18 protein-coding genes and 1 tRNA gene are annotated in these 18948 nt (G+C 37.6%); 12 read left to right on the top strand and 7 right to left on the bottom strand.

The window, feature by feature from the left end; genetic code table 11:
* Nucleotides 1-11: 11 nt before the first annotated feature.
* The 7 genes from mnmG to rpmH form a co-directional block, all read right to left on the bottom strand.
* A complete protein-coding gene (mnmG, locus tag DWX96_RS13540; protein WP_118057776.1) occupies nucleotides 12-1889 on the bottom strand; it encodes a tRNA uridine-5-carboxymethylaminomethyl(34) synthesis enzyme MnmG in 1878 nt (625 codons plus the stop codon).
* Between the two features lie 30 nt (nucleotides 1890-1919).
* A complete protein-coding gene (mnmE, locus tag DWX96_RS13535; RefSeq protein WP_118057777.1) occupies nucleotides 1920-3305 on the bottom strand; it encodes a tRNA uridine-5-carboxymethylaminomethyl(34) synthesis GTPase MnmE in 1386 nt (461 codons plus the stop codon).
* Nucleotides 3306-3424: 119 nt separating this feature from the next.
* Nucleotides 3425-4048, bottom strand: a complete 624-nt coding sequence (gene jag, locus DWX96_RS13530) for an RNA-binding cell elongation regulator Jag/EloR (protein ID WP_022242299.1) — start codon at nucleotides 4046-4048, stop codon at nucleotides 3425-3427.
* Nucleotides 4049-4063: 15 nt separating this feature from the next.
* A complete protein-coding gene (locus DWX96_RS13525; protein WP_199534384.1) occupies nucleotides 4064-5335 on the bottom strand; it encodes a YidC/Oxa1 family membrane protein insertase in 1272 nt (423 codons plus the stop codon).
* Between the two features lie 16 nt (nucleotides 5336-5351).
* Nucleotides 5352-5567 (bottom strand): membrane protein insertion efficiency factor YidD, encoded by a 216-nt coding sequence (gene yidD, locus DWX96_RS13520; protein WP_022242297.1) that lies wholly within the window; start codon nucleotides 5565-5567, stop codon nucleotides 5352-5354.
* Between the two features lie 24 nt (nucleotides 5568-5591).
* The gene (gene rnpA / locus DWX96_RS13515) at nucleotides 5592-5915 is read right to left on the bottom strand and encodes a ribonuclease P protein component (protein WP_022242296.1); all 324 of its coding nucleotides are present in this window, start codon (nucleotides 5913-5915) and stop codon (nucleotides 5592-5594) included.
* A 57-nt stretch (nucleotides 5916-5972) separates the two neighbouring features.
* Nucleotides 5973-6116, bottom strand: coding sequence for a 50S ribosomal protein L34 (gene rpmH, locus DWX96_RS13510; RefSeq protein ID WP_022242295.1), 144 nt, complete (start codon nucleotides 6114-6116; stop codon nucleotides 5973-5975).
* A 478-nt stretch (nucleotides 6117-6594) separates the two neighbouring features.
* On the opposite strand from rpmH, the gene dnaA reads away from it, so the two are divergent.
* The 12 genes from dnaA (at nucleotide 6595) to DWX96_RS13450 (ending at nucleotide 18795) form a co-directional block, all read left to right on the top strand.
* The gene (gene dnaA, locus DWX96_RS13505) at nucleotides 6595-7944 is read left to right on the top strand and encodes a chromosomal replication initiator protein DnaA (protein WP_117699376.1); all 1350 of its coding nucleotides are present in this window, start codon (nucleotides 6595-6597) and stop codon (nucleotides 7942-7944) included.
* A gap of 272 nt (nucleotides 7945-8216) precedes the next feature.
* Entirely contained in the window at nucleotides 8217-9329 is a 1113-nt protein-coding gene (gene dnaN, locus DWX96_RS13500; protein WP_117699187.1) for a DNA polymerase III subunit beta, read from the top strand.
* Nucleotides 9330-9358: 29 nt separating this feature from the next.
* Complete coding sequence (locus DWX96_RS13495; RefSeq protein ID WP_022242292.1) at nucleotides 9359-9568, top strand: RNA-binding S4 domain-containing protein; 210 nt, start codon at nucleotides 9359-9361, stop codon at nucleotides 9566-9568.
* On the top strand, nucleotides 9565-10656 hold the full coding sequence (recF, locus tag DWX96_RS13490; RefSeq protein WP_118057778.1) for a DNA replication/repair protein RecF: 1092 nt from the start codon (nucleotides 9565-9567) through the stop codon (nucleotides 10654-10656). Before DWX96_RS13495 ends, recF begins: the two co-directional genes overlap by 4 nt.
* A 27-nt stretch (nucleotides 10657-10683) precedes the next feature.
* Complete coding sequence (gene gyrB / locus DWX96_RS13485) at nucleotides 10684-12600, top strand: DNA topoisomerase (ATP-hydrolyzing) subunit B (protein WP_118057779.1); 1917 nt, start codon at nucleotides 10684-10686, stop codon at nucleotides 12598-12600.
* Nucleotides 12601-12612: 12 nt separating this feature from the next.
* On the top strand, nucleotides 12613-15207 hold the full coding sequence (gene gyrA, locus DWX96_RS13480; RefSeq protein WP_118057780.1) for a DNA gyrase subunit A: 2595 nt from the start codon (nucleotides 12613-12615) through the stop codon (nucleotides 15205-15207).
* Nucleotides 15208-15281: 74 nt separating this feature from the next.
* Nucleotides 15282-16085: a putative ABC transporter permease gene (locus tag DWX96_RS13475; protein ID WP_118057781.1), complete on the top strand. Its 804-nt coding sequence runs from the start codon at nucleotides 15282-15284 to the stop codon at nucleotides 16083-16085.
* 42 nt (nucleotides 16086-16127) lie between these two features.
* Nucleotides 16128-16592 carry a hypothetical protein gene (locus DWX96_RS13470; protein WP_147404729.1) on the top strand — a complete coding sequence of 155 codons (465 nt, stop codon included), beginning with the start codon at nucleotides 16128-16130 and terminating at the stop codon, nucleotides 16590-16592.
* A gap of 11 nt (nucleotides 16593-16603) precedes the next feature.
* Nucleotides 16604-17449, top strand: a complete 846-nt coding sequence (locus DWX96_RS13465; protein ID WP_118057783.1) for a fumarate hydratase — start codon at nucleotides 16604-16606, stop codon at nucleotides 17447-17449.
* Nucleotide 17450: 1 nt separating this feature from the next.
* Nucleotides 17451-17963 carry a GNAT family N-acetyltransferase gene (locus tag DWX96_RS13460; protein ID WP_118057784.1) on the top strand — a complete coding sequence of 171 codons (513 nt, stop codon included), beginning with the start codon at nucleotides 17451-17453 and terminating at the stop codon, nucleotides 17961-17963.
* A 60-nt stretch (nucleotides 17964-18023) separates the two neighbouring features.
* The gene (locus DWX96_RS13455; protein ID WP_117842284.1) at nucleotides 18024-18581 is read left to right on the top strand and encodes a Fe-S-containing hydro-lyase; all 558 of its coding nucleotides are present in this window, start codon (nucleotides 18024-18026) and stop codon (nucleotides 18579-18581) included.
* A 126-nt stretch (nucleotides 18582-18707) separates the two neighbouring features.
* Nucleotides 18708-18795: transfer RNA gene (locus DWX96_RS13450), tRNA-Ser, on the top strand.
* The last annotated feature ends 153 nt before the right edge of the window (nucleotides 18796-18948 follow it).

Here is an 18948-nt window from a genome sequence, read left to right as displayed (position 1 = left end):
CATTATTCTTCCTATTTTTTTATCTGTTCCATATAGACTAACAACATCGTAATATCTGCAGGTGATACACCGGAAATTCTTGAAGCCTGTCCAATGGAAACCGGACGATAAAGCTTTAACTTCTGTCTTGCTTCGATACGAAGGCTGTCTACTGCATCATAATCGAAATCATCCGGAATTTTCTTATTCTCTAATTTTTTAAAATGCTCCACCTGTTTAATCTGACGTTTGATATATCCATCATACTTAATATTAATATTAACCTGTTCCTGTACTTCTTCCGGAAGTTCTGGTCTGTCTTCATCAATTGGAGCAAGTTTTTCATAATCCAGTTCCGGTCTGCGAATCAGTTCGGTAAGACGGGTTCCGGTATTCAAAGGAGTACTTCCATATTCCTCTAAAAGTTTCTGCACATTCTCTTTAGCACCGATTGTTACTGACTCTACCCGGTTTATTTCATCCTGAATTAATTTTTCTTTTTTTACTACCCAGTCATATCTTTCCTGAGAAATGAGTCCGACCTGATAACCATATTTACTAAGACGAAGGTCTGCATTATCCTGACGCAGTAACAGACGATACTCGGCACGGGATGTCATCATCCGATATGGTTCATGATTCTCCTTTGTAACCAAATCATCGATTAACACTCCGATATAGGACTCGGAACGATGCAATACAAGCTGCTCCTTCTCTTTTACATATAAAGCTGCATTGATTCCGGCAACAATACCCTGGGCTGCAGCTTCTTCATAGCCGGAACTTCCGTTAAACTGGCCGCCGCTGAACAATCCCTTGATATTCTTAAACTCCAGAGTAGGTAACAACTGGTTTGGATTGATACAGTCGTACTCAATAGCATATGCATTTCTTACAATCTTCGCATGCTCCAGTCCCGGAACCGTATGATACATTTCATATTGAACATCCTCTGGCAGGGAACTGCTCATTCCACCGACATACATTTCATTGGTATTTAAGCCTTCCGGCTCCAAAAATACCTGATGTCTTTCCTTATCGGCGAATTTTACCACTTTATCCTCAATGGAGGGGCAATATCTAGGACCCGTTCCTTCAATAACACCAGCATAGATTGGTGAACGGTCGAGATTTGCACGGATAATCTCATGAGTTTTCGGATTTGTATAGGTAAGCCAGCAGGATGCCTGCTCTATCTGAACACTTTCCGGGTTTGTAGTAAAGGAAAATGGTACTACTCTCTCATCGCCGGTCTGCTCGGTCATTTTACTGAAATCAATACTATTTTTATCCATTCTTGCCGGAGTTCCTGTCTTAAAGCGGAACATTTCTACTCCATGGGCTTTTAAGGAATCTGTAAGATGATTAGCAGGTTGCAAACCATTCGGTCCCGTGTAATTAATCACATCTCCGTAGAGACATCTTGCCCGAAGATAAGTTCCGGTACACAATACAACAGCCTTACTGTGATAAATTGCTCCGGAAAATGTCTTAACACCGGCAATCTTATTATCTTCCGTGATAATTTCAGATACTTCTGCCTGTCTTATAGTAAGATGTTCGGTAGACTGCAGCGTTTTCCGCATTTCCATGCTATAAGCTGCCTTATCTGCCTGAGCACGAAGAGAATGTACTGCAGGACCTTTTGATTTATTTAACATCTTTGACTGGATAAATGTTTTATCAATATTAATTCCCATTTGTCCACCCAGAGCATCAATTTCACGAACCAGATGTCCCTTGGAGCTTCCACCAATGTTAGGATTACAAGGCATCATCGCAATACTGTCTACACTTACTGTAAATATAATGGTTTCAAGTCCCATTCTGGCACAGGCAAGTGCTGCTTCACAACCTGCATGGCCTGCTCCAACCACACACACATCATATGTCTCTTCGATTACCGACATTTCATTATCCTTCTTTCTATCTAAATATAATTATTTACCCATACAGAATTTACTGAAAATCTCATTAACCAGATCATCTTCTACTGCTTCTCCGATAATAGTACCCAGTTCTTCATAAGCATTCATAAGGTCAATGGAATAAAAATCTTCCGGCATTCCATTTTCTACACTCTGTTTTACTAACTTTAAGCTCTCTACTGCCTGAATCAATGCGTTTTTATGTCTAATGTTAGTAATATAAACTTCATCGTTAAATGAAATCGTTCCATGGAAAAACATTTCCGTAATGGTCTCTTCTAATACATCAATTCCAATATTTTCTTTTGCAGAAATAGCTATCATCTTATGATCTGCACCGGATAATTTTTCTTTGATCTCATCTTCTCCGGTTACCTGGATTAAATCAGATTTGTTCAATAAAATAATGGCCTTCTTTTCCCGGATGGCATCTATAATCTTTTCGTCATTTTCATCCAATGCAGTAGAAGTATCCACTACATAGATAATAAAATCAGCTTTATCCACAAGGGACAGTGCTTTATCCACACCAATCTTCTCTACCACATCCTCAGTACTTCTGATTCCTGCCGTATCCATAATATTAAGTGTTATGCCATTTAAATTAATCTGCTCTTCCAATACATCTCTGGTAGTTCCGGCAATATCCGTTACAATTGCCCTCTCTCTTCCCACCAGCACATTTAATAAAGAAGATTTTCCGGCATTTGGCTTTCCGACGATCACCGTATTAATGCCTTCTTTTAAAAGACTGCCATTTTCCGAAGATGCAATCATCTGATTCATCTTATGCATCAGTTCATCTATTATAATAAGAAGATTCTCTCCATATCCATCAATACTGATATGCTCCGGATCGTCTAAAGCAGACTCAATAAATGCAATCTCATGTATGATTTTACCACGAATTTCTTTGATTTTTCCTGTAAGAGCTCCGTTTAACTGCTGCATGGAACTTTTCAATGCAAAATCATTCTTTGAAGAAATGACATCCATGACAGATTCTGCCTGGCTTAAATCAATACGCCCATTCAAAAATGCACGCTTGGTAAACTCTCCCGGTTCTGCCGGTCTTGCTCCATTCTTCAGCACAACTTCTAAAATACGCCGCATCACAAGTGTTCCACCATGGCAGTCAATTTCTACCGTATCTTCTCTGGTATAACTGTTCGGTGCCCGCATCAGAAGAACCATTACTTCATCTATTATTTCATCTTCATCATAAATATGGCCATAATGAATCGTATGACTCTTGCACTGTGATAAAAGCTTGTTTCCTTTTTTTGGCCGGTATATCTTATCAATTACATCAAAAGCATCTTCTCCACTAATACGGATGATTCCAATTCCTGAATTCGTCATGGCGGAAGCAATTGCTGCAATAGTCTCTGTTTTCATAGAAATCTCCTTAATATAAGAATTCTTATATTATCTGTGTAATATATAAGAGTTATAAAACGGTATAATTATATCATTTTATAACTCTTATGAAATCATTTTCTTATAAAATTTTTAAATTATTTTTTTAATGTAACAACTACATGACGGAAAGGTTCTTCTCCCTCGCTGTGGGTTTCTACATATCTGTCACCCTGCAATGCAGAATGAATCACTCTTCTTTCAAATGGATTCATTGGCTCTAAAGATACTGGACGTTTTGTTCTCTTAACCTTATATGCAATATTCTTTGCAAGATTTTCCAGAGTATCTTTTCTTCTCTGGCGGTAATCTTCGGTATCAAGCTTAACTTTGATATATCCATCCGAATGTTTATTAACAGCAAGATTTGTAAGATACTGAAGAGAATCTAAAGTCTGTCCTCTCTTGCCAATCAGCAGTCCCATTTCTTTACCGCTTAATTCTACTTCATAGACCTTATCATCTTCTGCTTTCTTAATATCAATGGTAACTTCCATATTCATAGCAGAAAATACATTTTCCAAAAACTCACGGATATTATCTACCGTATCATTCTTCTTCCGTGCCTTGATGATTGCAGGTTTACTCTTGATACCAAGAAATCCGGTAGAACCCTTCTCAATAACTTCTACCTCAATCTTGTCACTGGTAGTTCCAAGCTTAATCGAAGCCTCTGTAATTGCATCATCCACTGTTTTTGCTGAAACTTCAATAAATTCCATTGTATATTACCCCCTCTATTTATTGTTTCTTTCATTGAATTCACGTACTCTGTTAGCTTTAGAAGCAAGACTTCCTGCTTTTGCATTACTTCTTACCTCTGCTGCATGCTCTAAAGCTTCTTCCTTTTCTTCTTTTGTCATAGTACCTGATTCAATAACATTTGCTTTTGTACTCATCTTTGCTGCATTAGCAATCTGATTTTCAATCAGACCCATTTTCTTTTCACGCTTTGCTTTTGCTTTTTCCTGATTAGCTTTCATAATAGCATCCCAGTCCATCTTATCAAGACGTTTGTTGATACCCCACTGCTGGATACTACGAACAAGAGCACTTGCAATCCAGTAAATACCAAGACCAACCGGTACAGTGAAACACATTACAAATGAGAATAATGGCATCATAAGATTCATGGTTTTCATCTGCTGTGCCATTGCATCATTTTCACCGGTAGAAGCGGTAGGCATTAATTTAATATTTAATCTCTGTGTCAGGAAAGAAATAACCGGAATCAGTAATGCACCGATTGCAAGTAAATAAGCTCCTGACTTAAAGCCTGTTGTCATAATATTCCATGGGCTGTTTGAAATGTTAAGTCCAAGGAAATAGTTTAACTTCTCTAAGGATTTCTCAGTTGCATCCAGATTGGTAAGATTACCAAATACTTTTGTTAACTCACTCCATCCGGAAGTATTCATCTTATATAAAACATCAACAATATAATTATGAAGAACATTTGTATCCGTAGCAGTAAAATCAACAGATAAACCTGCAATTTTAATTTTATCAACAAAGCTTGTCATCTTATCCGCAAAGCCGTCAATAGACATAATCTCTGTAACAAGAGCAGAAAACTTCTCTTTTACAGCTGGTACATATGCCGGTACATTTAAGAATACACGATATAAAGCAAACAGAATCGGCATCTGGATTAACATCTGGATACAGCTTCCGGTCGGTGAAACACCATATTTCTGGTAAACCATCTGTGTCTCTTCCTGCATCTTCTGCATGGAAACCTGGTCTCTTTTGCCATTATATTTCTTCTGGATAGCCTGAAGCTCCGGATTCATCTTCTGTGAAAGCTTTGAGAACTTCTGCTGTTTATAGGTTAATGGAAAAAGACATGCATAAATAATCAAAGTTAAGATAATAATGCAAAGTCCTATATTTTCTATTCCAAACAAACTGTTCAGCACATAATAGATTCCATTCATAATCCATCCTAAGACCTTCGCAATCGGTCCGAGAATCTTACCATTGTACTGAGTTAAAATGATTTCTGACACTTAACGTACCTCCTAATCATGGAACCGGGTCATATCCGCCTTTTGAAAAAGGATTACATCTTAATATCCTCCAGAGAGCCAGTGCTCCCCCCTTTACTGCACCATACTTTTCCACGGCAATCAGACCATAAGTAGAACAGGTCGGGCAATAAGGGCACTTTGTTGTTTTCATTGGTGAAAGATATTTTCTATAAAATTTAATGATTGCAATTAAAATTTTTTTCAAAATCATTCCATCTTCTTTTCGATATTATCTTTAAATAATTCCATGAAGATTCGAAAGATGCAGCAATGAACTCTTTAACTTGTGATAACCTTCATTTTTTGCTGACACCCTTACGATGACTACAATGTCCCAACCACTATGAAACATCTCTTCGTGCAGTCTGTAACTTTCTCTTAATAATCTCGTCAGATGATGTCTTACTACACTATTTCCTACTTTTTTACTGACGGAGATTCCAATTCGATTCGATTCCAAACCATTTTCCAGAACATACATCACCAGATACTTGTCCGCATAAGACTTACCATTGCGATATACATTCTGGAAATCTTTGTTTTTCTTCAATGAGTCCATTTTTCAATCCTTAAAAAAGTCTTGTAATAAGAAGAAAAAGACCACAAAAGTTGTGGCCTATGCTGATAATTTCTTTCTTCCTTTTAATCTTCTTGCAGCCAATACTTTTCTTCCGCCTGCTGTACTCATTCTTTTACGAAAACCATGAACTTTATTTCTCTGTCTGTTTTTTGGCTGAAATGTCATCTTACCTTTATGCATAATAATCCACCTCCTCTATGCTAGAAAACATCAGTACAATTATAACAAAAAAACCTGTCAAGTCAAGTAAAACCTGCATTTTTCGGTAATTAATTTTTATACTACTATATATATAAGGAAGAAACTATTTTTAATCTATATCTAGTATCCATTTTCTTCCTTCCATACCATAAAATTTATATATAAAAATTTTATGCACAGGTTATCCACAATTGTTCATAACCTGTGCATAACCTGTAGATAATTTAAGGATAACTTGTTGTTAAAATGACCCTGCCTTAATTTTGAATAGCTTTTTCCGCTAAAATAAAGGCTTTTTTATCCACTTTATTCACATTAGGCTTATCACCTATACCTTTAAAAGTTCTCATTGATAATTTGCCCCATTTAGTTTATTATTAAAAGAGTAGGATTCTATATAATGCTATAAATATGAGAAGCTTTAAAAAGCTTAAATAATAGAAACATGGAGATTTTTATGGAACAGATCATTGAAAAATGGGAAGAAATTTTAAGAACTGTCAAGGAAGAGCATGAACTTACTGACATTTCTTTTAAAACCTGGTTGGAACCACTTAAGGTATTTGATGTCAAAGACAATACTTTATACATACTGGTACCGGACGAACAGATGGGGCTTAACTACATTACCAAGAAATACACTCTTCCTATTAAAGTAGCAGTCGCTGAAATTATTGGAAAGGATTACGAAATCGAATTTGTACTGCCGGAGCAGGCAAAATCCATGCGTACACCGAAACCAATGGCTTTCGTAAATACAGAAAGTATTGACAAATCCAGTTTGAATCCAAACTATACCTTCGATACTTTTGTTGTTGGAAATAATAACAAACTGGCTCATGCAGCTTCACTGGCTGTTGCAGAATCTCCGGGAGAAGTCTATAACCCACTCTTTTTATATGGAGGCGTAGGACTTGGTAAAACACATTTGATGCATTCCATCGCACATTTTATCCAGTCCAATAACCCAGATGTGAAGATTTTATATGTTTCTTCGGAAACTTTTACCAATGAACTGATTGAAGCCATCCGAAATGGCAATAATACAGCTATGACAAAATTCCGTGAGAAATATCGTAATATCGATGTACTTTTAATCGACGATATCCAGTTTATTATAGGAAAAGAAAGTACACAGGAAGAATTTTTCCATACCTTTAATGAGCTTTATCTTGCTAAGAAACAGATTGTTATTTCTTCTGATAAGCCGCCAAAGGATATGGAAACATTAGAAGAACGTATCCGCTCCCGTTTTGAATGCGGTCTGACTGCTGACATCGGTTCTCCGGATTATGAAACCAGAATGGCAATTCTGCGAAGAAAAGAAGAAATGGATAATTTCCATTTAGATGATGAAATTTTAAAATACATTGCTACTAATATTAAGTCTAATATCAGGGAACTGGAAGGTGCTTTAAATAAACTGCTTGCCTACTCCAATCTTGAACAGACTGAGATTACCATGGAAGTAGCCATGAAAGAGCTTCAGAATATTATTTCTCCGGACAAGCCGAGGGAGATTACTCCACAGCTTATTATTGATGTGGTATGCGAACATTTCCATATTACAAAAGAGCAGATGATTTCTAAAAGCCGCAGCAACGATATTGCAAAGCCGAGACAGATTGCCATGTATCTTTGCAAAAATATGACTGGGGTTTCCTTAGAAAATATTGGAGAACTCTTAGGAGGAAGAGATCATTCTACCGTAATTCATGGTATTAATAAGGTAGAAGCTGAATTACAGACTAATGAAGCAACCGTAAATCTCTTAAATACCATTAAGAAAAAAATTAACCCAAATTAATTTATGCACAGGGTTCTGTTTATAATTTGTGAACTAGCTGTGGAATGGCTTTGGATAACTAATTATGTTAACTTTACATAAAAATTTATTCACTTTTTATTAAGACACAATCCTCAGTCATTTAAACAGGTTATACAGTAACAAAATTCTTTTAAATGCTTATGAATTAAGGGTTGCAGAGGTTATTCACTTATTAACATCCCCTAAGAATAAGACGTTTAATTTCTTTTTAAATATTATATTTATATATGTCGAAAGGAGTTATGAACAACATGAAAATCATCTGTTCAAAATCAAATTTACTTTATGGTGTAAACATTGTTTCCAAAGCCGTACCAACCAGAACGACCATGGCTATCTTAGAATGTATCTTAATAGATGCTTCTGCCGGTGAGATTAAATTAACTGCCAATGATATGGAACTTGGAATCGAAACAAAAATAGAAGGAGAGATTGAAGAAAGAGGAATTATCGCATTAGATGCAAAAGTTTTTTCTGATATCGTAAGAAAGCTTCCTGACAATGAAGTTGTAATCGAAACAGACTCTTCCTTTAAGACAACCATTACCTGTGAAAAAGCAAAATTCAATATCATTGGAAAATCCGGTGAAGATTTTTCTTATATTCCATATATTGAAAGAAATGAAGAAATCAGCATTTCACAGTTTACTTTAAAAGAAGTAATCCGCCAGACAATCTTTTCTATTGCAGATAATGATAATAATAAGCTGATGACAGGAGAATTATTTGAAATCAATGAGAACAGCTTAAAGGTTGTATCACTGGATGGCCACCGTATTTCAATCCGTAATATAGAACTGAAAAATAATTATGAGCATAAGAAAGTGGTTGTTCCTGGAAAGACTTTACAGGAAATCAGCAAGATTCTCCCGGGAAATGCTGACGAAGATGTCAGCATGTATTTATCAGACAACCATATTGTATTTGAATTTGGCAATACCACCGTTGTTTCCCGTCTGATTGAAGGCGAGTATTTTAAGATTGAACAGATGCTTTCTTCTGATTATGAGACAAAGGTTAAGATTAACAAACGTGAATTATTAGACTGTATCGACCGTGCTACCCTTTTAGTAAAAGAGGGAGATAAGAAGCCGATTATCATGAATATAACAGATGATAAGATGGAATTAAAAATCAATTCTTTCATTGGTTCCATGAATGAAGAAATTGATATTACCAAAGATGGAAAAGATATTTTAATTGGATTCAATCCGAAATTCTTTATCGATGCCCTTCGTGTCATTGATGAAGAAGAAGTAACCCTTTATATGGTAAATCCAAAGGCACCATGTTTTATCCGGGATGAAAATGAGACCTTTATCTATCTGATTCTTCCGGTAAACTTTAATGCAGCTGCAAACTAGGATTTGCAGAGGCAGGAAGAGAGGCAATCATGCAGGAAATTAAGCTGCGGGATGAATATATTAAGCTGGGACAGGCGTTAAAAGCTGCCGGAGTCGTAGACTCCGGAGTCACTGCCAAGCTTGTAATATTAGATGAAAAAGTTAAGGTAAATGGCGAAGTTGAAGTACAGCGTGGCAAGAAATTATATGATGGAGATGTAGTGGAAGCTTTGGGCGAAACCATAAAGATTGTAAAATGATAATAAAGTCCATTGAACTTAAGAATTTCCGTAATTATGAAGAGTTAAATCTGAATCTTGACGGTGGAACCAATATTTTATATGGGGACAATGCCCAGGGAAAGACCAATATATTAGAATCCATTTATGTCAGCGGAACAACGAAATCCCATAAGGGAAGCCGCGATAAAGAAATGATTCGTTTTGGTGAAAATGAGGCACATATCCGTACTATGGTGGAAAAAAATCAGATGAGTTATCAGATTGATATGCATCTGAAGAAGAACCGTTCCAAGGGAATTGCCATTAATGGTGTGCCAATCCGCAAGGCAAGTGAGCTTTTCGGTGTGCTGAATATGGTATTTTTCTCACCGGAGGATTTAAATATTATCAAAAATGGTCCTTCCGAGCGCAGAAGATTTTTAGATTCGGAAATCTGCCAGCTGGATAAAATTTATCTTTCTGATTTAACCAAGTATAATAAAGTTTTAAATCAGCGCAATAAGCTGTTAAAAGATATGGTATTTCATCCGGATTTGGAAAATACGTTATCCGTGTGGGATATGCAGCTCATTTCTTACGGCAGGCGGATTATCAGCCGACGCCGGAGATTTGTAGAAGAATTAAATGAAATTGTCCGGGGCATCCATGAAAGCATTTCCGGTGGCAGGGAGCAGCTGACGCTGACGTATGAGCCGGATATCGAAGAAACTTTTTTTGAAGATGAATTGAACCGGGCGAAGGAAAAGGACAGAAAATACTGCAGTACCTCCGTGGGACCCCACAGAGATGATATTTCCTTTTTTATCGGAGATATCGATATCCGTAAATTCGGTTCCCAGGGACAGCAGAGAACTTCTGCTTTATCACTGAAATTATCAGAGATAGAGCTGGTGAAAAGATGTATTCATGATACACCGGTACTTCTTTTAGATGATGTACTTTCCGAACTGGACAGTAACAGGCAGAATTATCTGCTTAACAGTATACATGATATTCAGACGGTCATTACCTGTACCGGTCTGGATGAATTTGTAAAAAACCGCTTCCAGATTGATAAAATATTTGAAGTCATAAGCGGAACAGTAAGTGAAAAAAATGAAATGTAAAATAATCCGTGAATAGGAGGAATACAGATGAGTACGGAATACGGAGCAGACCAAATTCAGATTTTGGAAGGTTTGGAAGCAGTAAGAAAGAGACCTGGAATGTATATTGGAAGTACCTCTGTGAGAGGACTTCACCATCTGGTATATGAAATTGTGGATAATTCTGTCGACGAAGCACTGGCAGGTTATTGTACCCATATTATCGTTACGATTAATAAAGACAATTCCATTACCGTAGAAGATGATGGACGTGGAATTCCGGTAGGAATTAACCACAAAGCAGGTATTCCTGCGGTAGAAGTAGTATTTACTGTATTGCATGCCGGCGGAAAATTCGGCGGTGGAGGATATAAGGTATCAGGTGGATTACATGGTGTAGGAGCATCCGTTGTAAATGCACTTTCTAACTGGCTGGAAGTACAGATTTTCCACGATGGAAAGATTTATAAACAACGTTATGAACGTGGACATACCATGTATCCACTGAAGGAAGTCGGAAAATGTGATATAAATAAAACCGGTACTACTGTAACCTTTTCTCCGGACGGAAGCATTTTCGAAGAAACCGTATATGATTTTGATACATTAAAGCAGCGTTTAAGAGAGACTGCATTCCTGACAAAGAATCTTAGGATTACACTTCGTGATGACAGGGAAGAGCCTGTAAAAGAACGGGTATTCCATTATGAAGGCGGTATTAAGGAATTTGTAACTTACTTAAATAAGAGCAAGGAAGCATTGTATCCGGAGGTTATTTATTGTGAAGGTGAGAAAAACGGGGTTCTTGTTGAAGTTGCTATGCAGCATAACGATGCATATAACGAAGCTACGTACAGCTTTGTCAATAACATCATCACGCCGGAGGGTGGAACACATCTGGCAGGTTTCCGTAATGCGCTTACCAAAACTTTTAATGAATATGCGCGGGCAAATAAGATTTTAAAGGATTCTGAGCCGCCACTTTCCGGTGATGATATCCGTGAAGGTTTAACTGCTATTGTAAGTATTAAGATTGAAGAGCCTCAGTTTGAGGGACAGACCAAGCAGAAGCTTGGTAACAGTGAAGCAAGAGGAGCCGTAGACAGCGTAGTAAGTGAGCAGCTTACATACTTTTTAGAGCAGAATCCTCAGGTTGCAAAGACCATTTGTGAAAAATCACTTCTGGCACAGCGTGCAAGAGAGGCAGCGAGAAAAGCAAGAGATTTAACCAGAAGAAAGACTGCATTAGAAGGAACCTCACTTCCTGGAAAATTAGCAGACTGTTCTGATAAAGATCCGAAAAACTGCGAAATTTTCATCGTCGAGGGAGATTCCGCTGGCGGTTCCGCAAAGACTGCAAGAAGCCGTGCAACCCAGGCAATTCTTCCACTTCGTGGAAAGATTTTGAATGTAGAGAAAGCAAGACTTGATAAAATTTACGGAAATGCTGAGATTAAAGCCATGATTACAGCATTTGGTACCGGTATTCATGAAGATTTTGATATCAGTAAATTAAGATATCATAAGATTATTATTATGACCGATGCCGATGTGGATGGTGCCCATATCAGTACCCTGATGCTTACTTTTATTTATCGCTTCATGCCGGAATTAATCAAACAGGGCTATGTATATCTGGCACAGCCGCCACTTTATAAGATTGAGAAAAATAAAAATGTCTGGTATGCCTACAGCGATGAACAGCTCAACAATATCTTAAAAGAGATTGGACGAGACGGTAATAATAAGATTCAGCGATACAAAGGATTAGGAGAAATGGATGCCGAGCAGCTTTGGGAGACAACCATGGATCCTGAGAAGAGAATCTTACGTCGTGTTGTAATGGATGAAGAAGAAGCATCTGAAATTGATGTAACATTCAACACCTTAATGGGTGATAAAGTAGAACCAAGACGTGATTTTATTGAAGCAAATGCGAAGTATGTCCAGAACCTGGATATCTAGGAGGAAAAATAGATGGATGACAAGATATTTGACCAGATACATGACGTAGACTTAAAGAAAACGATGGAAACATCTTATATAGACTATGCCATGAGTGTAATTGCAGCCCGGGCTTTGCCGGATGTAAGGGATGGTCTGAAACCGGTACAGAGACGTGTACTGTTTTCCATGATAGAGTTGAATAACGGTCCGGATAAGCCACATAGAAAATGTGCCCGTATCGTCGGAGATACCATGGGTAAATATCACCCACACGGAGACAGTTCAATCTATGGAGCATTGGTAAATATGGCACAGGACTGGTCTACCAGATATCCATTGGTAGATGGTCATGGTAACTTCGGTTCTGTAGACGGTGATGGAGCTGCGGCAATGCGATATACCGAAGCAAGACTTTCTAAGATTTCCATGGAAATGCTTGCTGATATTAATAAAGATACCGTTGATTTCATGCCAAACTTTGATGAGACCGAGAAAGAGCCTGTTGTACTGCCATCAAGATTTCCAAATCTTTTAGTAAATGGTACAACTGGTATTGCGGTAGGTATGGCAACCAATATTCCGCCACATAACTTAAGAGAAGTTATCAATGCAGTAGTAAAAATCATTGATAATGAAGTAGAGCAGGATCGTGGAACCGATATTGAAGAGTTATTAGATATTGTAAAAGGACCTGATTTTCCAACCGGTGGAATGATTCTTGGTACAACCGGAATCAACGAAGCATACCGTACCGGTCGTGGAAAGATTCGTGTTCGTGCAGTTACCAATATTGAGCCGATGAATAATGGAAAGAACCGTATTATTGTAACGGAACTTCCATATATGGTAAATAAAGCCCGCCTCATCGAAAAGATTGCAGAATTAGTAAGAGATAAAAAAATTGACGGAATCACCGATTTACGTGATGAATCAGATCGTCAGGGTATGAGAATATGTATTGAGCTGCGTCGTGATGTAAATCCAAACGTAGTCTTAAACCTTTTATATAAGCATACCCAGTTACAGGATACCTTTGGTGTTATTATGCTGGCATTGGTAAACAATCAGCCGAAAGTCTTAAATCTTCTTGATATGTTAAACTACTATCTGATGCATCAGAAGGAAGTTGTTACAAGAAGAACGAAATATGATTTAAACAAGGCAGAAGAAAGAGCTCATCTGTTAGAGGGTTTACTGATTGCCTTAGACCATATTGATGAAGTAATTTCCATTATCCGTGGAAGTAAGACAACACCGGAAGCAAAAGAAAAATTAATGAACCGCTTCGGACTCAGCGATGCACAGGCACAGGCTATTGTAGATATGCGTCTGCGTGCACTGACTGGTCTGGAACGTGAGAAGATTGAAAATGAATATAAGGAATTAGTAGCAAGAATCGCAGAATTAAAAGCAATCCTTGCAGATGAGAAGAAACTTCTTGGTGTTATCAGAGAAGAAATTCTTCTGATTGCAGATAAGTATGGAGACGAAAGAAGAACATCTATCGGATTTGACGAATATGACATTTCCATGGAAGATCTGATTCCGGTAACCAATACGGTAATCACCATGACAAAATTAGGATATATCAAGCGCATGAGCGTAGATAATTTCCGCAGCCAGCATCGTGGTGGTAAAGGAATTAAGGGAATGGAGACCATTGAGAACGATTATATCGAAGAACTTCTCATGACAACTTCCCATCATTATTTGATGTTCTTTACCAACAGCGGAAAAGTATATCGTATGAAAGCATACGAAATTCCGGAGGCAGGAAGAACAGCCAGAGGAACCGCAATTATCAATCTGCTTCAGCTTCAGCCGGGTGAGAAAATTACCGCAGTTATTCCGATTAAGGAATACAAAGAAGGTGAATACCTCTTTATGGCAACCAAGAATGGTATTGTGAAGAAGACACCAATCTGCGAATATGCAAATGTCCGTAAGACAGGTCTTGCAGCAATTAACCTTCGTGATGATGATGAACTGATTGAAGTAAAGAAGACAGATAACAATAAAGATATCATCTTAGTAACCAAATATGGCCAGTGTATCCGTTTCCATGAAACAGATGTAAGAAGCACCGGTCGTGTATCCATGGGTGTTATCGGTATGAATTTAGCAGACAGCGACAAAGTCGTAGGAATGCAGTTAAATACCCAGGGTGATGCACTGATGATTGTATCTGAAAAAGGTCTTGGAAAATGTACCCTGATGTCTGAATTCTCACCACAGAACCGTGGCGGTAAAGGCGTGAAGTGCTACAAGATTACCGAGAAGACCGGTAATATCATCGGTGTCAAAGCCGTAAATCAGGATAACGAAATAATGCTGATTACCACAGAAGGAATCATCATTCGGATTCCGGTAAATGGAACAGCACTTTTAGGTAGAGTAACATCCGGAGTAAAACTGATTAATGTAAATGACGGAGTAACTGTAGCCAGCATGGCTAAGGTAAAAGAAGATAAATCCATTATGGAAAATGATATTCCAGAGCCGGAGCAGCCAGAAGGTGTTATTGTAGAAGAAGATGAAGATGCATCAGCATCGGAGGAAGAGCTGATATCCAAGGAGCTTGGTGAATTAATTAACCGCGCAGAGCAGGATAGCGAAGAAGAATAAAAAACTTTATAAAAAAGAGGGCGGAATCACTGTATCATGATTTCGCCCTTTCAAAAAATAATGGGGGATTAAAGATGCCACAGACATTTTATGAAGTACTATGGATTTTTATTATTTATGCATTTATTGGATGGTGCAGCGAAGTATCATATGCAGCATTGGATAGGGGAATCTTTGTAAACAGAGGATTTTTGAACGGACCATACTGTCCAATTTACGGATGTGGAGTATTAATCGTGGTTGTGTTACTGACACCATTAAAGAAAAATTTACTGATATTATATTTAGGTTCCTTCCTATTGACATCAGTTCTGGAATTTATAACAGGATTCGTAATGGAAAAAGTATTTCATAATAAATGGTGGGATTACTCGGATAAACCCTTTAATATAATGGGATATGTATGTCTGAAATTTTCAATTTTCTGGGGATTGGCATGTACCTTTATTATGCTGATTATTCATCCGATTATTTACGGATTCATTCATCTGATACCGCATATTGTGGGGGTGGTATTACTTATAATTATAATGACCGGATTTGCCATTGACGTAGTAGTAACGGTATCTACTATTGTGAAGTTCAACCGCAGGTTAAAGGTAATGGATGATATTGCAGCAAAAATTAAAGTATTGTCCAACCAGATTGGTGAAAATATTTATGAAAATGTAGAAGAAGCACTGGAAAAATCTGCAGAATTTAAAGAAGGGCATGCAGAAAAGATAGAAAAACTCGAAAATTTGCGTCATAAATATGATGAACTTTTATCCAAAAAGAATGCAGTATCCAGCCGTCTGATGAAAGCATTCCCGGATATGAAATCAAAACATCATAACGAGATTTTGCAGAAATTAAAGAAAATCAATATAAGAAAGTAGGAAAATATGAAACCGAAAATAAAAACAGGGATAAGCGCAATCATGATAATAGGATGGATATTTGCAGGGCTGGGTTCTGTCTTTTTAATAATGGGAATCCTTTTTCTGACACAGTCCGGTAAAGAGGAAGCCTTTAAAATGTTAGGACTCATCTTTGGCGGAACCGGACTATTCTTTTTCCTGATTGGTGTCATTTTTTTGATATTGCATTACAATAATAAAAGCAGCTTAAAGAAAATTGTAGATAACGGCTATTACATTATGGCAGAAATTTCAAATATAGATATGAATTATAATGTAAACGTAAATGGCAGATGCCCTTATGTGATATATGCCAGATATCAGGATATGAATGGCTGCATCCATACATTTCACAGCCGCAACATTTTCTTTTATCCGGCGGGAATGATGAAAAATAATATGGTAAAAATTTATACAAGACCGGATAATTTTAAAAAATACTATATGGATATCGATGAGATTTTACCGGAAGTACAGATGCATTAAAGGAGACAGAAATGATAAGAACAGTAAAAACAAGTGAAATAACAGAAAATATCAAAGAAATGTGCATTGAAGCAAATTATTATTTATCCAGGGATATGGATGCAGCAATGAAAAATGCGGCTGCAACGGAAGAATCTGAACTAGGACAGAAAATATTAAATCAGTTACAGGATAATCTTGAAATTGCAGATAAAGAGCAGATTCCGATTTGTCAGGATACCGGAATGGCAGTGGTATTTATTGAAGTTGGACAGGATGTTCATTTTGAAGGTGATGCTATAGAAGATGCCATTAATGAAGGAGTGCGTCAGGGATATGTGGAAGGATATCTTCGGAAATCCGTCGTAAAAGACCCACTGATTCGTGAAAATACCAAAGATAATACTCCGGCAGTTATACATTATTCCATTGTGCCAGGCGATAAAGTGAAAATGACTGTTGCACCAAAGGGATTCGGCAGTGAAAATATGAGCCGCGTCTTCATGTTGAAGCCTGCAGAAGGAATCGAAGGTGTTAAAAATGCCATCATGACTGCAGTAGCTGATGCAGGTCCAAATGCCTGCCCGCCAATGGTAGTAGGCGTTGGAATCGGAGGCACCTTTGAAAAATGTGCGATTCTTGCAAAAAAAGCATTAACCAGAAGTGTAGATTCCTATTCTGAAATACCTTATGTAAAAAATCTGGAAATAGAAATGTTAGATAAAATTAATAAGTTAGGCATCGGACCGGGCGGATTAGGCGGAACAACTACAGCTTTAAAGGTAAACATCAATACATACCCGACACATATCGCAGGACTTCCGGTGGCAGTGAACATCTGCTGTCATGTAAACAGACATGTGGTAAGGGAGATTTAAAATGAACACAATTGTAATAGAAGGAAAAGAATATCATTTTAAAATGGCACATCCGGAAAATACAGAAGAAATACTGTCTTTATATCAGAGTGCCATGGGAACAGAAGGCTGCACCTGGGATGAAACATATCCAAGCCGGGAGACCATTGCAAAAGATTTTGCAAATCAGGCATTATTTATAATAGAAGATAATGCCCATAAAATAGCCGGAGCAATTTCAATTGATGAAGATACGGAAGTAAATGCATTAACCTGCTGGTCGAAGCAGTTAGAGCCATCCGCTGAGCTGGCTCGTCTTGTCATAAGAGAGACAGAACAGAATCATGGACTGGCACGCATTATGATTCAAAAGACCATGGAAGAATTAAAAAAAAGTGGCATGAAAGGTGTGCATTTTCTGGTAAGTAAGACAAATGAAAGGGCAATGCGTTCCTATCAGAAATTGAATTTTACAAAATGTGGTGAATCGGATCTTTATGGAGAAGACTGGTGGTGCTACGAAAAGGCATTATAATAGATTTATTATAAAAGCTGGTAAATATCATTATTTATTATAGAAAGAACAGGTGATAGAATGGATAAATATATTACAACACCGATAACAGAAGAAAAGACAGCAGAGCTTCATGCAGGAGATTATGTATACATAACAGGAACGATTTATGTGGCAAGAGATGCAGCCCACAAGAGAATGATGGAAGTCTTAGAAAGAGGAGAAGAACTTCCGATAGACATTTTAGATTCCACAATCTATTATATGGGACCATCACCGGCAAGAGAGGGAAGACCAATCGGTTCCGCAGGTCCGACCACTGCAACCCGTATGGATAAGTATGCACCAACCCTATTGGATTTGGGTGAAAAGGCAATGATTGGAAAAGGAAAACGTTCCAAAGAAGTCATAGATGCCATCATCCGTAATAAAGCAGTATACTTTGCAGCAATCGGCGGGGCAGGCGCACTTCTTTCTAAATGTATTACCAAATCAGAAATTGTCTGTTATGAAGATTTGGGAGCGGAAGCCATCCGCAAGCTGGAAGTAAAAGACTTCCCGGTAATAGTTGTGATAGACAGAGATGGCAACAACCTCTATGAAACAGCAATAGAAAAATATAAGAAAATCCAGCTTTAAAATGCTCTAAAAAAATAAGTGAAAAATAATTTGAATTTGTGATTGACAAAGTGAAATAGTTTTAGTATTATTATCTATGCGTCATGTACGCAGACAACATCATATTTATTTGGAAAGTTCAGATATGGAGAAATACTCAAGAGGCTGAAGAGGCGCCCCTGCTAAGGGTGTAGGTCGGGCAACCGGCGCGAGGGTTCAAATCCCTCTTTCTCCGCTTTTTCCAAAGATAAAGAAATTTATTTTTTTTGGAAAAAGTTGTTGACAGATAAGAAATAAGATGTTATACTAAATGAGTTGTGTCTGAGAGATACAATAAAGAACCTTGATAACTGAACAGTGAAATAACCTTGAAAGATTTTGAGAAAAA

This window comes from Roseburia sp. AF22-2LB (genome assembly GCF_003461125.1).
In the GTDB taxonomy this organism is placed as follows: Bacteria; Bacillota; Clostridia; order Lachnospirales; family Lachnospiraceae; genus Roseburia_C; species Roseburia_C amylophila.
The sequence above is the reverse complement of the archived record's forward strand: the minus strand, read 5'-3'. Positions and strand labels throughout refer to the sequence as shown.

Coding starts and splice junctions, on each gene's coding strand:
- mnmG (WP_118057776.1), bottom strand. CDS start 1,889: ATGTCGGTAATCGAAGAGACATATGATGTGTGTGTGGTTGGAGCAGGC.
- mnmE (WP_118057777.1), bottom strand. CDS start 3,305: ATGAAAACAGAGACTATTGCAGCAATTGCTTCCGCCATGACGAATTCA.
- jag (WP_022242299.1), bottom strand. CDS start 4,048: ATGGAATTTATTGAAGTTTCAGCAAAAACAGTGGATGATGCAATTACA.
- yidD (WP_022242297.1), bottom strand. CDS start 5,567: ATGATTTTGAAAAAAATTTTAATTGCAATCATTAAATTTTATAGAAAA.
- rnpA (WP_022242296.1), bottom strand. CDS start 5,915: ATGGACTCATTGAAGAAAAACAAAGATTTCCAGAATGTATATCGCAAT.
- rpmH (WP_022242295.1), bottom strand. CDS start 6,116: ATGCATAAAGGTAAGATGACATTTCAGCCAAAAAACAGACAGAGAAAT.
- dnaA (WP_117699376.1), top strand. CDS start 6,595: ATGGAACAGATCATTGAAAAATGGGAAGAAATTTTAAGAACTGTCAAG.
- dnaN (WP_117699187.1), top strand. CDS start 8,217: ATGAAAATCATCTGTTCAAAATCAAATTTACTTTATGGTGTAAACATT.
- DWX96_RS13495 (WP_022242292.1), top strand. CDS start 9,359: ATGCAGGAAATTAAGCTGCGGGATGAATATATTAAGCTGGGACAGGCG.
- recF (WP_118057778.1), top strand. CDS start 9,565: ATGATAATAAAGTCCATTGAACTTAAGAATTTCCGTAATTATGAAGAG.
- gyrB (WP_118057779.1), top strand. CDS start 10,684: ATGAGTACGGAATACGGAGCAGACCAAATTCAGATTTTGGAAGGTTTG.
- gyrA (WP_118057780.1), top strand. CDS start 12,613: ATGGATGACAAGATATTTGACCAGATACATGACGTAGACTTAAAGAAA.
- DWX96_RS13475 (WP_118057781.1), top strand. CDS start 15,282: ATGCCACAGACATTTTATGAAGTACTATGGATTTTTATTATTTATGCA.
- DWX96_RS13470 (WP_147404729.1), top strand. CDS start 16,128: ATGATAATAGGATGGATATTTGCAGGGCTGGGTTCTGTCTTTTTAATA.
- DWX96_RS13465 (WP_118057783.1), top strand. CDS start 16,604: ATGATAAGAACAGTAAAAACAAGTGAAATAACAGAAAATATCAAAGAA.
- DWX96_RS13460 (WP_118057784.1), top strand. CDS start 17,451: ATGAACACAATTGTAATAGAAGGAAAAGAATATCATTTTAAAATGGCA.
- DWX96_RS13455 (WP_117842284.1), top strand. CDS start 18,024: ATGGATAAATATATTACAACACCGATAACAGAAGAAAAGACAGCAGAG.